Raw genomic sequence first — 13,428 nt, forward strand, 5'->3', positions numbered from 1 at the left:
CGTGAACGGCGCGCCGGACGGGGAATAGCCGCCGCACGCCCGTCCTTGCCGCTGAGTGCCGGCACCGGTACGCCGGTGACAGCGCAAGGAGAGTGAGGAAGCAGATGCCCAAGGCGTACGTCTTCACGCGGTACGGGGGGCCGGAGACCGAGGCGTTCACGGACGTCGCCCGGCCCCGGCCCGGCACCGGAGAGGTACTGGTCGAGGTGCGCGCGGCCGGGGTGAACCCGGTCGACTGGAAGCTGCGCGAGGGCCTGCGCCGCCCCGGCGACGCGGACCGCGCCTTCCCGGCCGTGTTCGGCAGCGAGGCATCCGGCGTGGTGGCCGAGGTCGGCGACGGCGTGACCGGGATCGCCGTCGGGGACGAGGTGTTCGGCAACACCGTCGCCGGGGGCTACGCCGAGTACGCGCTGCTGCCCGCCGCGGTCACCGCGCACAAGCCCGCCGGGCTGTCCTTCACCGACGCGGCGACCCTGCCGGTCGCCGCGGCCACGGCCTACGACGGCATCCGCCAGCTCGACCTGCCCGCCGGAGCGACGCTGCTGGTCACCGGCGCGGGCGGCGGCGTCGGCGCGGCGGCCGTGCAGATCGCCCGGTCCCTCGGGGTGCGCGTGGTGGGCGTGGCGGGCGAGGGCAAGAAGGACTTCGTGGAGTCGCTGGGCGCCGTGCACGTGCCCTCAGGACCGGACCTGGCCGACCGGGTCCGGGCCGCCGTGCCCGACGGGATCGACGCCGTCTACGACCTGGTCGGCGGCGAGGTGCTGACCGAGGTGGCCGCCCTGCTCACCGACCGGACCCGGCTGATCACCGCGGGCGCACCGCCCGAGACCGTCGCCGCGCTGGGCGGCGCCCGGGTCGCCCGGGCCCGCACCGCGGCCGTCCTCGACGAGGTGGCCCGGCTCGTGCTGACCGGCGTGCTCGACCCGCACGTCACCCGGACCTTCCCGCTGGAACAGGCCGCGGCGGCACTGCGCGCCGTCGAGGACGGCCACGCCCGCGGCAAGATCGTGATCGAGGTCGCCCGGTGAGCGCACCGAACCCGCCGGCCGGCGCCGGCACCGAACACGTCCTCGACAACCCGGCCCTGGCCTCGCTGACCGGCCCGCACGCCCGCTTCGCCGAGCGCCGCGGCCGGGTGCTGCGCTACCCGCTCGACGTGTCCCCGTGGCTCGCGCTGCCCGACGACCCAGACGCCGGCGACTGGGCGGACCTCGCCGCGCTCGCCGGACCGGGCGCCGAGGTGCCGCTGGCCGGCTTCCGCGGACAGGTGCCGCGGGGATGGGAGGTCACCTTCCGGATGGCGGGCGTCCAGTTGGTCGACGACTCACTCGCCGCCGCCCCGGACGCGGAGGCGGTCCGCCTCGGGCCCGCCGACGTCCCCGAGATGACCGACCTGGTCGAGCGCACCAAGCCGGGCCCGTTCCTGCCGCGCACCGTCGAACTCGGCACCTATCTCGGCATCCGCCGCGGCGGGGCCCTGGTCGCCATGGCGGGGGAGCGGCTGCACCCGCCCGGCTGGACCGAGATCAGCGCGGTCTGCACCGATCCGCTCTTCCGCGGCGAGGGCCTGGCGACCCGGCTGATCCTCGCCGTGGCGCACGGCATCCGGGAACGCGGCGAGACGCCGTTCCTGCACGCGAGCGCGGAGAACACCAACGCCATCCGGCTCTATGAGTCGCTGGGCTTCCGGCTGCGGCGCAGAACCGTGTTCCTCGCGGTCCGGGTGCCGCAGCGCCTGACGGACGGCCGGGAAGCCGTGCCGGTCTGACCGGGACCCGGTCAGTTCGGGGCGACGGGACCGGAGGCCGCCGCGTTGTAGCGCTCCAGATAGCCGGCGAACCGCGTCAGATCCTCCTCGGGCCAGTCTCCGAGCCGCCTGCGGAACGCGGCCCGGCGGCGCCGGGTGACCTGGGCGAGGATCTCCTGGCCCGCCGGCGTCAGATGCAGCAACTGGACCCGGTGGTCCCCCGGGTCCAGCCGGCGCTCGACGAGTCCGGCCCGCTGCAGGGCGGTCACCTGGCGGCTGACCGTGGACTTGTCCAGGGCGTAGTGCGCCGCCAGGTCCGTGGCCCGGCAGCCGTCGCTCTCCTCCAGGTGGCCGAGCAGGGTGTACGACACCAGGGACAGCTCGGGGTGCATGCGTCCGGCCGAGGCCCGGGCCCGGCGGGCGAAGACCGTCATCTCGCGCTGGATGGTCTCGATGGCCGTCTCCGCTGTCGTCACGGTGATCCCTCCTGTGCGGTCCCGGGCGTCCCCGGCCGCCCCCGTCCGTCCCGGCACTCCGCCCCCTCTGGTTGCACCGTACAACTTGATCCGGCCGCGGTCCGCCCGCGCTCCGGCCGGCGCCGGGACGCGGTCCGGGCGACGAGGAGGGAGCGGCGGCGAGGAGGCGGACCGGATCGCCGTGGGCTCGAAGCGGCCGCCGCTGTCCGACCGTTGGGGTAAGGTGGCCGTCCGGCCCTGGAACGTCCCGGCCGTGCCATGAAGGAGGTGAGACCCATTACCGCTGTGTCAGCTCGGGTGCTCACCCCTCACCGCGGCGTGCGTCACCGGTAGCCGGTGCCCGCGGGAGCGCCCTTCGGCCCCAGGTCACCGAAAGGCTCTCGGCCTCCATGCCCCTGCTCATCCCCTCCGCCGTCGTCGCCGCGCTGCGCGCCGCCGGCTGCGTCTTCGCCGAGGACGAGGCGGAGTTGATCCTCGCCACCGCCCGCACCCCGGACGAACTCACCGCCATGGTGGAACGGCGCACCGCCGGACTGCCCCTCGAACACGTCCTCGGCTGGGCCCGGTTCCACGGGCTGCGGATCGCCGTCGAACCCGGCGTCTTCGTGCCACGCCGCCGCACCGAGTTCCTTGTCGACCAGGCCCTCGCCCGCTTGCCGGGCGCCCGGGTCGTCGTGGACCTGTGCTGCGGCTCCGGCGCCGTCGGCGCCGCCCTGGCCGCGGCGCTCGGCCGGGTCGAACTGCACGCCGCCGACGTCGACCCGGCCGCGGTGCGCTGCGCCCGCCGTAACCTCGCCGACCACGGCGGACACGCCTATGCGGGCGACCTGTTCGAGCCGCTGCCCCGCACGCTCCTCGGCCGCGTCGACATCCTCGCGGCGAACGTGCCGTACGTCCCGAGCGACGAGGTGGGGCTGCTGCCCGCGGAGGCCCGTGAGCACGAGCCGCTGCGCGCCCTCGACGGCGGCGCGGACGGCCTGGACGTGCTGCGCCGCGTCGCCACCGCCGCGCCCGGCTGGCTCGCCCCCGGTGGCTGCCTCCTGATCGAGACCAGCGAACAGCAGGCACAAGAGGCCGCACTGATCTTCACCCGCGCCGGTCTTGCCACCTCCCTCGCGGTCTCCGAGGAACTGCACGCGCACGTGGTGATCGGGGCCCGCCCCTAGGCGATCGGTACCTGCGGCCGGGCCCGGCCGCAGGTACCGGGTGAGCGGTGCCCGGCGGCGGGACCGCCCGTCACCGCTCACCGCTCACTGCTCACCGCTCACTGCTCACCGCACGCGGCTCACCGCTCAATGCACGCTGCTCACCGCTCGTCGGCGGTCCCGGGGTCCAGGGACCGGGCGATGAGGAGCGCCACGTCGTCGGGGTTGTCGGGGTGGTGCAGGGTCCGCAGCAGCAGGTCGCAGACGTCCTCCAGCGGGCGGTCCGGGCCCTCCAGCAGGGCCAGCAGCGCGGCCAGCCGCTCGTCCAGCGAGTGCCGGCGGGTCTCCACCAGCCCGTCGGTGTAGAAGACCAGCCGGTCACCGGGGGCGAAGTCGACCGTGGTGGTGCAGAAGTCGACGCCGCCGACGCCGAGCGGCACGCCGGTCGGCAGCGCGAGCAGTTCCGGCGGCTGCCCGGCGCGGATCCGGACCGGGGGCAGATGCCCGGCGTTGGCGATGCGGCACTGGCGCGGCCCGGGGTCGTGGACGGCGTACACACAGGTCGCGATGGAGTGCTCGAGACCCGGGGTGATCTTGTCGAGGTGCTGCAGGATCACGGCCGGGTCGAGGCCGAGCGAGGCGAGGGTGGTGGTGGCGGTGCGCAGCCGGCCCATCGTGGCCGCCGCGCCGATGCCGCTGCCCATGACGTCCCCCACGACGAGCGCCGTCCTGCCGCCCTCCAGCGGGATCACGTCGAACCAGTCGCCGCCGACCTCGACGGCGGCACACGCCGGCTGGTAGCGGGAGGCGACCTCGAGGCCGGTCGTCCTGCCCGGCCGGCCGGGCAGCAGGCTGCGCTGCAGGGTCAGGGCGGTGTCCCGGGCGTTCTGGTACCAGCGGGCGTTGTCGATCTGCACCGCCGCGCGGGCGGCCAGCTCCCGGGCCAGCAGTACGTCGTCCTCGCCGAAGGGCAGCGGATTGTCCGCCCGCTTGAGGTCGAGGGCGCCCAGCACCTCGCCGCGTGCGATCAGCGGCACCGCCAGGTAGGAGTGCACGCCCGCCCGGCGCAGCAGTTCGGCCGCCTCCGGGGAGCGGGCGATGCGTTCGAGGTCGCCGTCCGTCACCCGCGGCACGACGACCGGGCTCGCGGTGCGTACGCACGCGGTGACCAGCCGGTCGGGGGCGTACCGTACCCGCTCTCCCGGCGTGTCGGCGGCCCGCAGCGCGTCCGTCTCCCGCTCCGCACGCACCGCGAGGGGCCGGATCACCGCGGACTCGGCCGGCCCGAGGGTGCTGCGGCGGCTCTCGACGACGGCGTCGAGCAGGTCGACGGCGGCGATGTCGGCCAGTTCCGGCACGGCGACGTCGGCCAGTTCACGGGCGGTGCGGTTCAGGTCCAGGGTGGTGCCGATGCGCGCGGAGGCGTCCGCGACGACGGCCAGCCTGCGCCGCGCGGCCTCGGTCTCGACACGGGCCCGGTACTGCTCGGTGATGTCCACGACCGACGCCGCGACGCCGAGCACCCGGCCCATGGCGTCCTCCAGCCGGTACAGCGACACGGACCAGGCGTGCTCCTGGCCCGGGTCGGCCGGCGTCCGGCCCACGGTGGCCTGGTCGACCAGCGGGCAGCCGGTCTCCAGGACCCTGCGCAGCGCGTTCTCCAGGGCGTCGGAGTCCAGCAGCGGCAGCACCTCGTGCGGGGTCCGGCCGAGGAGTTCATCGGCCGGGATGCCGTTGATCCGGGTCAGCGCCGGGTTGACCGAGACATACCGCAGTTCCGTGTCCAGCACGGCCAGCCCGATCGGTGACTGCTTGACCATCCGTTCCGACAGGGCCACGTCCTGTTCGAGCCGGCGCACCGTGGAGCGGTCGGCCGCGAGCCCCAGTGCGAACACGTCGCCCCGGTCGTCGGTCAGCCGCATGTTGCGGAACTCCACCAGGCGCGTGCCGCCGTCCTTGGCCCGGACGGGAAACGCGCCGGCCCAGCTCCGGCCGGTCGCCATCACGTCGGCGAACAGCTTGCGGACCAGTGCGATGTGCTCCTCGTGCACCATCAGGCGGGCCGCGTACTGGCCCAGGGCCTCCCGGGCCGAGTAGCCGAACAGCTCCTCCGCCTGGGGGCTCCACAGCACGATGCGCCCCTCGACGTCCAGCACGACCGAGGCCACGCCCAGCACGTCGAGCAGCCCGCTCGGCCGGACCGGGCCGCCGCCCTCGGCCACGGGAGCCTCGGCTGCACTCATCGCACGCACCGCCTTAGACCGTCCTTGCGGCACAGCGCCGCCCGTGCCGGCTCCCCATATGTTCCGGCCCCATGTGTTCCGGGCCCATGTGTTCCGCGTCCACACCCGACTCTCCGACGCCGCCGTCCGCTATCTCCACCATCCCTCAACACGGGAGCCGGTGTACGGCGAACCGGGCAGCCACCGGATCGTCGGCGGGGTGTTGGTCGCGCAGCGCCGCCGCCGGCCATCGGTTCGCCCGCTCACCTGTCCGGTCGATCGGTGCGTTCACGGGTCGCCACGCGGGTGTTCACCCCCGCGTTCCTCCATTGGTCTGTACATGCTCATCGCGTTCGGGCCAGACTGTCCGCCGAACGCGCCAGCAACCCCCCACCACCGAGGAGTCGGCCTCCATGCCCGTGTCCGCCCGGCAACGTTGTCACGCAGTCCTGACCGGACTCGTCGCCCTCGCCACCGCCGTCGTCGTGTCCGTGTCCGCCGCCCCGCCCGCCTCCGCAGCCGACACCTGGACCGAGGTCGGCTCCGACCGCGCCGACCCGCTCACCGAGAGCCAGGGCCTGACCTCCGTCGAGGTCCCGGCCGGCAGCCCGAACCGGTACACCGGCATCGGCACCATCCCGGTCGGCGTCGCCACCCGCGGCTGGAACCACGTGGGCGACCCCGACGCCTCCTACGACGGCTACTACATCGAGCCCTACCAGCGGGACTCCGGCACCACCAAGATGTTCCGCGTCCAGGCGCCGGGCGGTGCCTGGTCCGAGTACGTGCACACGCTCGATCCCGGCGAGGCGCTGAACAACTCCTGGGTCGCCGTCTCGCCGGGCGGGCAGTGGATGCTCGCGGGCGAGTGGGGCACGATGAGCCGCCTCCTGGTCTTCCCGACGCCGGGCGTCAACCCGGGCACGTCGCCCTCCGCGAACCTTCCGCGGGCCGCCACCGTCACCCTGGACCATGCCGTGCGCGACGTCCAGGGCTGCGACTTCTCCGGACCCACGACCCTGCTGTGCTCGTCCGACGACCCCGAGGGCAGCCTCTTCGGCGTCACCAAGCCGCTCCTGCAGATCGATCTGTCCGCCGAACCGAACGGCACGTCGAACGTGTCCGGACATGTCACGGCGCTGCGTCAACTCCCGCTGCGCAGCGCCTGCTCCGGCTCCTTCGAGGCGGAGGGCATCGACTACGACCGGCGCACCGGCACCCTGCGCGTGATCGTCGTCTCGCCCGGCTTCTGTGTGCTCACGGACAGCAAGACGTACCGGTTCACCCGCGGATGACCCCGCGCGCCGGCGCGGCGCCGGGCACCGGTAGTGCTCGGCGGCGGAGGGTGCTTTGCTGAGGGATGGGCGCGGTTGCGCGGGGTACCCCCCGTTCCACCGCAGCGCGGCCACGAGAGGAGCGATCATGAAGAACACGCAGCGGTCGCACCCGGAATCCGTCACGGTGGAGATCAGCGGGTGCTCCAAGGAGGACGCCCGGATCGTGTTCGACGCCCTGAGGGCCTGCTTCACGTCCGACCGCGGTGCCGACGAGGTGCCGCAGCAGCTCCACGAGACGCGTCCGATGGTGTGGCTCGGCACCTACGACGTGGCGGACGCCCATGGGGTGCCCGCACCGCCCGCCCGGCTCAGGTCGCCCGTCCTCGCGGACGTCCAGGGCGGCTACTGGGCCGTCGACCGGTTCCGCACCACCCTGGGCTCCCTGTTCTCCGTCCAGGAGACCTGCACGGCCTCCGGTGACCAGGAACGGGACCTGCACCTGCGGCTGGAGAGCCGCTGACGTCCCGTCACCCGCGCGCCCCGGCCGGCCACTCGCCGACCGGGGCGCCGTACGTCGCCGGGTCCTCGCCCGGTCGCCGCCGTCGGTGAGGGACCGATCGCGTCCCCGGCCCGGGTGGGTCTCACAGGCGGCGGGGCTTGGACCGGCGCCGCAGGTACCAGGCCGCGGCGATCACCCCGCCGCCCACGAGGGTCGCGCCGATGCCGAGGGTGAGTGGTCCGTAGTCGTGCACGGTGCCGCCCTCGCCGCCCGCGACGCCGCGCTGCGGGGCGGGAGTCGCGGCGGCCTGGGGGGCCTTCGAGGGGTTCGGCGCCTTCGCGGAGGAGACGATGACGGACTGGGAACCGGCGGTGCCGCCGTTCGAGCACACCACGACGACCGTGTAGGTCCCCGGGGAGACGTTCGACCAGGCCGCGGACTGGCTGACGGTCGTGCCGGTGAGCGCCGCCTGGCGCCCCTCGGCGAAGTTCGCCTGGTTTCCGGTGAGCAGGGAGGCATTGCCCCAACTGCCGTTGATCTGGGTGCAGGCGCTGGTGACCACCGACACGGTGGACCCGTTGGTGCTCACCGAGATGCCGGAGGCCGCGGGGGACGGCCCGGCGAGCCCGATCGGCAGCGCCGCGGCAGCGGCCAGGACCGGGCCGGAGCGGGAGAGGAGTCGAGTAGTGCGCATTGGGCTGCCCTCCGGCGGCACGGTTGGCGGAACGTCCCATGCGCCGCCGAGGGTCGGGAAACGTCCGTGCTGCCTCACCGGCATCCCATGCGGCGCCGGGCCGTCCCGCAGCCGGACCGGTACCGTCCGGGTGAGCGGATGCTCCGTCCGGGGCAACTTCGGCGCGTCTAGGGAGCGGCCCCGGATCCCGGGCCCGTGGTCACCGTCCGCTCCGCCGAGTACCCGCCCCAGGTGCCGTCCGGCAGCCTCGCCCGGATCCGCACCCGGTGCCCGGCCCCGGCCTCGCGGCCGACGTAGAAGCTGTGCGTGACCCGGCCCTCGGGCGGGGTGGCACCCCACACCAGCGAGGTCGGCTGCCCGCGGTCGAGCTGGATCTGGTACTCCGTGACCACGCCGTCGGTGCGCGGCGGGACCCAGGACAGATCGAGGTAGTACGCCCCGTCCGCGCGGTGGCTCCGTACGCGGAAGCCGGTCGGCGCGGTGCCGCCCCCGTCGTCGGTTCCGGGTGTGGTCAGCCGGACGGCGGCGCTCGCGGGCGAGACGTTGTCCGCCGCGTCGCGGGCCCGGATCGTGAACGTGTAGCGGGTGCCGGGACGCAGCCCGGTCACCACCGTCGCGGTCTGGCCACCGCCGACGCTGTGCACCTTGGCGGTCGCCTGGTAGACGTCGTACGACACCACGGCCCGGTCGTCCCGCGCCGCCCCCCAGGACAGCTGGACCGCTCGGCTGCCGACGGCCTGGCCCGTCGGCTTCGCCGGGCGGGAGGGCGCGGAGCGGTCCGCGGCGACGGCGGCCGGTGTCCGCGCCCGTACCGGCCGGCTGCTCGGGCCGAGCCGCCCCTCGCCGTCCCGGGCCCGCACGGTGAAGACATACATGGTGGACGGCCTGAGCCTGGTGACGTCCACCATGTGCTCGGAACCAGGCACTTCGCCGACCTTCGTAGTGCCGCGATAGATCGCGTAGGAGTCGACGCCCGGTTCGCTCGACACCGCGTTCCACATGACATGCACGCTCGTGGCACTGCCGGCCTGTGCGGTCACACCCGTCGGCGCCCCGGGCGGCCGTTCGCCCCCGTCGTCCGCAGCTCCGCCCCAGCCGCAGGCCGTGACCAGCGCCAGTGCCGCCAGGGCCAGTGCGTGGGGTACGGGAACGCGTCGCACGGCTGTGCCTCCCCGGGGACGGCAACACGGCAATGGTCCGGACCAATATGCACGGCCGGTGCGGCCTCATCAAGAGGGCCGTGTTCCACAGGGCCGTGTTGGTGACCACCCGGGGGTGTTACGTATGCTGAAGCTCCTCACGGCCGAACTCTCCGGAAACACAGGGGAGTTCGCGCCTGTGGCGCGGAAAGCTGTCGTCGCTGGTCCCGCGCCGTGCGCGGGTGGTCGGGGTGGCCGGGCCGACACGGGCCCGGCCCCCGGCCCCTGTTGGCCCCGGCCACAGGGCGCGAACACACTCTCGTGCCCTGCGCCGTGGTGCGCGCGCCCATGGGCCCTGGTGGTGTCAGACGGCCGACCAGCCGTTGTCCACCGGAAGGATCGCGCCGTTGATGTTGCTCGCCGCGTCCGAGGCGAGGAACACGATCGCGGCCGCCTGCTCCTCCGGCTCACTGGCGCGGCCGATGTTGCCGAAGTACGGGCCGAGGGCGGCCGGTCCGTGCGCCCCGTCCTGCGTGTCCACGGTGATGGCGGTCCTGGTCCCGCCCGGCGCGATCGCGTTGGCGCGGATGCCCTGGTTGCGGTACATCACCGCGAGGGACTTGGTCAGGCCGATCACCCCGTGCTTCGAGGCCGTGTACGCCGCGCCCGCCGCGCTGCCCCGCAGGCCGGCCTCGGAGGCCGTGTTCACGACGACGCCCCGCCCCGCCGCGAGCATGTGCGGCAGCACCGCCCGGGTGAGCAGGAAGGGTGCGGTCAGATTCACCCGCAGGACCCGCTCCCACTCGGCGTCGCTCACCTCGGCGAGGGCCGACATGCGGTCCATGATCCCGGCGTTGTTCACCAGGACGTCCACCCCGCCGAAGCGCTCCGCGGCGGTCGCGACCAGCCGGTCCACCACCGCCTGCTCGCTGAGGTCGCCGGTCACGGCCACGGCCGTGCCACCCGCCCGGGTGATCTCCTCGACGACAGCGCCCGCCCCTTCGGCGTTGAGGTCCGCCACCACGACCCGCGCGCCCTGTGCCGCGAAGGCGAGCGCCGCGGCCCGCCCGATCCCCGACCCCGCGCCGGTGACGACGATGCTCCGGCCGTCCAGTCCGCTGGTCATGATCCGCTCCCCATCGCTTGGTTCTTCTCACGTGACGCGCCGGGCCGAGCGCCCGGCGCACGCGCCCACCCTACGACTTATTGTCTGTGAGTGACATAAAGTGGTGGTGGAGAATTCCCCTGGTAGCAGCAGCCCGAGCCGGAGGGACGCATGACGGCAGCCAGCGGACGCACGGGACGACCGCCCCTGACCGAGGAGCGCAAGGCGGAGATCCGCTTGGAGATCGCGCAGGCCGCGGTCGACCTGTTCGTCGGACAGGGCGTCGCCGCGACCACGGGGGAACAGATCGGGCGAGCCGTCGGCGTCTCCGCGCGCACCGTGTGGCGCTACTTCCCGAGCAAGGAGTCCTGCGTACGGCCGCTGTTCGAGGCCGGGATCGAGCAGATCGCCGCCACTTTGCGCGCCTGGCGCCCCGGCCGGCCGCTGGAGGACGTCCTCGTCCGCGCGGTGCCCGCCGACAGCCGCCTGGTGACAGGCCCCGACCGCGCCACCCTCGGCGCACTGGTCCGGCTGACCCGCGACGAGCCGGGGCTGCGGGCGGTCTGGCTCCAGACGTACGACGAGGCCGAGCCGGCGTTCGCCCGCGCCCTCGCCGAGCGCGCCGGGGTCCCGGCCGACGAGCTGGCGCCGACCGTCCAGGCCGCCATGTTCAACGCGGCGCTGCGCGCGGCGATCGAGCACTACGCCTGGCGCATCGAGGGGGAGTCCGCCGACGCCACGACGGCGGAGGCCGAGCTGACCGCGACCCTGCGCTCGGCCCTCGCCCTCGTGGCGGCCGGACTCGCCTGAGCGCCCCCGTCCCGGGAGGGGGCTGCCTCTTCGTCCCCCACGTCCTTCGTCAAGCGGGGCACGGGGGTTCCGGGCTGTCCGTGGGTTCCGGGTTCGTGGGTGCCGGGGCAGCACCTGCGAGGGAACTCGCCCGCCGACCGGGCCACCGGAAGGGTCACACTTTCCGGTACGTGTACGCCTCCTGTGCCGCCGCCTCCACCGCGTCCAGGTCGCCGCCCGCGGACGCGGTGACGACCGCCGCCACGGCGCCCTCGACGAACGGGGCGTCCACGAGCCGCGTACCGGCCGGGAGTTCGTCGCCCTCCGCGAGCAGCGCCTTCACCGTCAGCACCGCGCTGCCGAGGTCCGTGAGGACGGCGACGCCGGCGCCCCGGTCCACGGCAGCCGCGGCGGCGGAGATCAGCTCGGCGCTGGTGCCGAGCCCGCCGCCCTCCGTGCCGCCCGCCGACGCGACGGGCACCTCCGCGGCGCCGCCCGCCAGGCCCTTGGCCAGCTCGCCGACCGAGGCGGCCACCTCGGCGCTGTGCGACACCAGCACGATGCCCACTCGCTGCCCGTCACTCATCGGCGGCCTCCGCGAGCCCGGCGATCAGCAGCGCGGACGAGGTGGCCCCGGGGTCCTGGTGCCCGATGCTGCGCTCCCCGAGGTAGCTCGCCCGGCCCTTGCGGGCCAGCAGCGGAACCGTCGCCACGGCTCCCGCCTCGGCGGCGGCCCGCGCCGCGCCGAAGCCGTCGCCGAGCGCGTCGACGGCCGGCCGCAGCGCGTCGATCATGGTCTTGTCGCCCGGCGCGGCCCCGCCGAGCGTCATGACCCCCTCCACGCCCGCCCGCAACGCGTCCGCGAGCTGTTCCTCGCTGACCTCGGCGGCGTCGCCGAGCGCCTTGCCCGTGCGCCGCAGCAGCGTCCCGTACAGCGGCCCGGACGCGCCGCCGACGGTGGAGATGAGCTGCCGCCCGGCGAGCGTCAGGACGTCGCCCGGTGTCGTGGGCGCCGCCTTTTCCAGCGCGGCCGTCACGGCCGTGAACCCGCGGTGCATGTTGGCGCCGTGGTCGGCGTCCCCGATGGCCGAGTCGAGCGCGGTGAGCCGTTCCGCCTCACGGTCGACGGACGCGGCGGTGGCGGCCATCCAGCGGCGGAAGAAAGCGGCGTCGAGCACGGGATCTCCTTGCGTCGTAGGTACGTTGGTCGCTGCGAACGCCGGGTCACATCCCCCAGCGCAGGGCCGGCGTCCGCACCGGCGCGTCCCACAGACGCAGCAGTTCCTCGTCGACCTGGCACAGGGTGACCGAGGCGCCCGCCATGTCCAGGGAGGTGACGTAGTTGCCGACGAGCGTGCGGGCCACCGTCACACCGCGCTCGCCGAGCACCCGCTGCACCTCGGCGTTGAAGCCGTACAGCTCCAGCAGCGGGGTCGCGCCCATGCCGTTGACCAGGGCGAGGACCGGGTTGCGCGGGGGCATGTCGTCCAGGATCGCGCCCACCGCGAAGTCGGCGATCTCACCCGAGGTCATCATGGCCCGCCGCTCGCGGCCCGGCTCGCCGTGGATGCCGATGCCCAACTCCAGCTCGCCGGGCGGCAGATCGAAGGTGGGGCTGCCCTTGGCGGGGGTGGTGACGGCGCTGAGGGCGACGCCGAAGCTGCGGGCGTTCTCGTTGACCTGCCGCGCGATGGACTCGACCCGCTCCAGCGGCTGCCCCTCGGCGGCCGCGGCGCCCGCGATCTTCTCCACGAACAGGGTGGCTCCCGTACCGCGCCGCCCCGCCGTGTAGAGACTGTCGGTGACCGCCACGTCGTCGTTGACGAGCACCTTCGCCACCTGGATGCCCTCGTCCTCGGCCAGTTCGGCCGCCATGTCGAAGTTGAGGACGTCGCCCGTGTAGTTCTTCACGACGAACAGCACGCCCTGCCCGCTGTCCACGGCCGCTGCGGCGCGCGCCATCTGGTCGGGCACCGGCGAGGTGAACACCTCGCCCGGGCAGGCGGCCGACAGCATCCCGGGCCCCACGAAGCCGCCGTGCAGTGGCTCGTGCCCGGAGCCGCCGCCGGAGACGAGCGCGACCTGTCCGGCCACCGGGGCGTCCCGCCGTACGATCACCCGGTTCTCCACGTCCACGGTCAGCTCGGGATGGGCTGCCGCCATCCCCCGCAGCGCGTCCGCCACCACGGTCTCCGGGACGTTGATGAGCATCCTCATGGGTACCTCCAATTGACGCTAACAGATGGCCCTCTGACCTGCATTTTCAGCTGGTCGGTACGGGTGGGCGGTGCCGGCGGACTCGGTGCTGTCGTGGTGATGGCCTGTCAGGTGGTCG

14 protein-coding genes are annotated in these 13,428 nt (G+C 74.3%); 6 read left to right on the forward strand and 8 right to left on the reverse strand.

What is annotated here, in order from left to right:
* Window positions 1–104 precede the first annotated feature (104 nt).
* On the forward strand, window positions 105–1,028 hold the full coding sequence (locus ACIRFL_RS11940) for an NADP-dependent oxidoreductase (protein WP_404026988.1): 924 nt from the start codon (window positions 105–107) through the stop codon (window positions 1,026–1,028).
* On the forward strand, window positions 1,025–1,768 hold the full coding sequence (locus ACIRFL_RS11945) for a GNAT family N-acetyltransferase (RefSeq protein ID WP_404026836.1): 744 nt from the start codon (window positions 1,025–1,027) through the stop codon (window positions 1,766–1,768). The genes ACIRFL_RS11940 and ACIRFL_RS11945 overlap by 4 nt, the downstream gene beginning before the upstream one ends.
* 11 nt (window positions 1,769–1,779) lie before the next feature.
* Here the strand turns inward: ACIRFL_RS11945 and ACIRFL_RS11950 are convergent, their stop codons facing one another.
* On the reverse strand, window positions 1,780–2,181 hold the full coding sequence (locus tag ACIRFL_RS11950) for a MarR family winged helix-turn-helix transcriptional regulator (RefSeq protein ID WP_404026990.1): 402 nt from the start codon (window positions 2,179–2,181) through the stop codon (window positions 1,780–1,782).
* A 431-nt stretch (window positions 2,182–2,612) separates the two neighbouring features.
* On the opposite strand from ACIRFL_RS11950, the gene ACIRFL_RS11955 reads away from it, so the two are divergent.
* Window positions 2,613–3,389 carry a putative protein N(5)-glutamine methyltransferase gene (locus ACIRFL_RS11955; RefSeq protein WP_404026840.1) on the forward strand — a complete coding sequence of 259 codons (777 nt, stop codon included), beginning with the start codon at window positions 2,613–2,615 and terminating at the stop codon, window positions 3,387–3,389.
* Between the two features lie 140 nt (window positions 3,390–3,529).
* Here ACIRFL_RS11955 and ACIRFL_RS11960 read toward each other — a convergent pair whose 3' ends face one another.
* Window positions 3,530–5,611, reverse strand: coding sequence for a SpoIIE family protein phosphatase (locus ACIRFL_RS11960; RefSeq protein WP_404026841.1), 2,082 nt, complete (start codon window positions 5,609–5,611; stop codon window positions 3,530–3,532).
* Between the two features lie 392 nt (window positions 5,612–6,003).
* Here ACIRFL_RS11960 and ACIRFL_RS11965 point away from each other — a divergent pair, with 392 nt between their 5' ends.
* Together ACIRFL_RS11965 and ACIRFL_RS11970 are read left to right on the forward strand one after the other, a co-directional pair.
* Complete coding sequence (locus tag ACIRFL_RS11965; RefSeq protein ID WP_404026844.1) at window positions 6,004–6,885, forward strand: hypothetical protein; 882 nt, start codon at window positions 6,004–6,006, stop codon at window positions 6,883–6,885.
* 127 nt (window positions 6,886–7,012) lie between these two features.
* The gene (locus ACIRFL_RS11970; RefSeq protein ID WP_404026846.1) at window positions 7,013–7,387 is read left to right on the forward strand and encodes a hypothetical protein; all 375 of its coding nucleotides are present in this window, start codon (window positions 7,013–7,015) and stop codon (window positions 7,385–7,387) included.
* Between the two features lie 121 nt (window positions 7,388–7,508).
* Here the strand turns inward: ACIRFL_RS11970 and ACIRFL_RS11975 are convergent, their stop codons facing one another.
* The 3 genes from ACIRFL_RS11975 to ACIRFL_RS11985 all read right to left on the reverse strand — a co-directional run bounded on the left by ACIRFL_RS11975 (window position 7,509) and on the right by ACIRFL_RS11985 (window position 10,325).
* Entirely contained in the window at window positions 7,509–8,060 is a 552-nt protein-coding gene (locus ACIRFL_RS11975; protein WP_404026848.1) for a hypothetical protein, read from the reverse strand.
* Between the two features lie 167 nt (window positions 8,061–8,227).
* The gene (locus tag ACIRFL_RS11980) at window positions 8,228–9,220 is read right to left on the reverse strand and encodes a fibronectin type III domain-containing protein (protein WP_404026851.1); all 993 of its coding nucleotides are present in this window, start codon (window positions 9,218–9,220) and stop codon (window positions 8,228–8,230) included.
* Between the two features lie 343 nt (window positions 9,221–9,563).
* Window positions 9,564–10,325 carry an SDR family NAD(P)-dependent oxidoreductase gene (locus tag ACIRFL_RS11985; RefSeq protein WP_404026854.1) on the reverse strand — a complete coding sequence of 254 codons (762 nt, stop codon included), beginning with the start codon at window positions 10,323–10,325 and terminating at the stop codon, window positions 9,564–9,566.
* 150 nt (window positions 10,326–10,475) lie between these two features.
* On the opposite strand from ACIRFL_RS11985, the gene ACIRFL_RS11990 reads away from it, so the two are divergent.
* Window positions 10,476–11,114, forward strand: coding sequence for a TetR/AcrR family transcriptional regulator (locus tag ACIRFL_RS11990; protein ID WP_404026855.1), 639 nt, complete (start codon window positions 10,476–10,478; stop codon window positions 11,112–11,114).
* A gap of 154 nt (window positions 11,115–11,268) precedes the next feature.
* Here ACIRFL_RS11990 and ACIRFL_RS11995 read toward each other — a convergent pair whose 3' ends face one another.
* Genes ACIRFL_RS11995 through dhaK form a run of 3 tightly spaced genes read right to left on the reverse strand, consistent with a single transcriptional unit; the run spans window position 11,269 to window position 13,310 of the window.
* Window positions 11,269–11,679 (reverse strand): PTS-dependent dihydroxyacetone kinase phosphotransferase subunit DhaM, encoded by a 411-nt coding sequence (locus ACIRFL_RS11995; RefSeq protein WP_404026857.1) that lies wholly within the window; start codon window positions 11,677–11,679, stop codon window positions 11,269–11,271.
* Complete coding sequence (dhaL, locus tag ACIRFL_RS12000; protein ID WP_404026860.1) at window positions 11,672–12,271, reverse strand: dihydroxyacetone kinase subunit DhaL; 600 nt, start codon at window positions 12,269–12,271, stop codon at window positions 11,672–11,674. The genes ACIRFL_RS11995 and dhaL overlap by 8 nt, the downstream gene beginning before the upstream one ends.
* A gap of 46 nt (window positions 12,272–12,317) precedes the next feature.
* Window positions 12,318–13,310, reverse strand: a complete 993-nt coding sequence (dhaK, locus tag ACIRFL_RS12005) for a dihydroxyacetone kinase subunit DhaK (protein WP_388708710.1) — start codon at window positions 13,308–13,310, stop codon at window positions 12,318–12,320.
* Window positions 13,311–13,428 lie beyond the last annotated feature (118 nt).

Source organism: Streptomyces sp. NPDC102462, assembly GCF_044765425.1.
GTDB lineage: Bacteria > Actinomycetota > Actinomycetes > Streptomycetales > Streptomycetaceae > Streptomyces.

What these genes read in the sequence shown, in the direction of transcription:
- ACIRFL_RS11940 (WP_404026988.1), top strand. Translation starts at nt 105, where the DNA reads ATGCCCAAGGCGTACGTCTTCACGCGGTACGGGGGGCCGGAGACCGAG.
- ACIRFL_RS11950 (WP_404026990.1), bottom strand. Translation starts at nt 2,181, where the DNA reads ATGACGGTCTTCGCCCGCCGGGCCCGGGCCTCGGCCGGACGCATGCAC.
- ACIRFL_RS11955 (WP_404026840.1), top strand. Translation starts at nt 2,613, where the DNA reads ATGCCCCTGCTCATCCCCTCCGCCGTCGTCGCCGCGCTGCGCGCCGCC.
- ACIRFL_RS11960 (WP_404026841.1), bottom strand. Translation starts at nt 5,611, where the DNA reads ATGAGTGCAGCCGAGGCTCCCGTGGCCGAGGGCGGCGGCCCGGTCCGG.
- ACIRFL_RS11965 (WP_404026844.1), top strand. Translation starts at nt 6,004, where the DNA reads ATGCCCGTGTCCGCCCGGCAACGTTGTCACGCAGTCCTGACCGGACTC.
- ACIRFL_RS11970 (WP_404026846.1), top strand. Translation starts at nt 7,013, where the DNA reads ATGAAGAACACGCAGCGGTCGCACCCGGAATCCGTCACGGTGGAGATC.
- ACIRFL_RS11975 (WP_404026848.1), bottom strand. Translation starts at nt 8,060, where the DNA reads ATGCGCACTACTCGACTCCTCTCCCGCTCCGGCCCGGTCCTGGCCGCT.
- ACIRFL_RS11985 (WP_404026854.1), bottom strand. Translation starts at nt 10,325, where the DNA reads ATGACCAGCGGACTGGACGGCCGGAGCATCGTCGTCACCGGCGCGGGG.
- ACIRFL_RS11990 (WP_404026855.1), top strand. Translation starts at nt 10,476, where the DNA reads ATGACGGCAGCCAGCGGACGCACGGGACGACCGCCCCTGACCGAGGAG.
- ACIRFL_RS11995 (WP_404026857.1), bottom strand. Translation starts at nt 11,679, where the DNA reads ATGAGTGACGGGCAGCGAGTGGGCATCGTGCTGGTGTCGCACAGCGCC.
- dhaK (WP_388708710.1), bottom strand. Translation starts at nt 13,310, where the DNA reads ATGAGGATGCTCATCAACGTCCCGGAGACCGTGGTGGCGGACGCGCTG.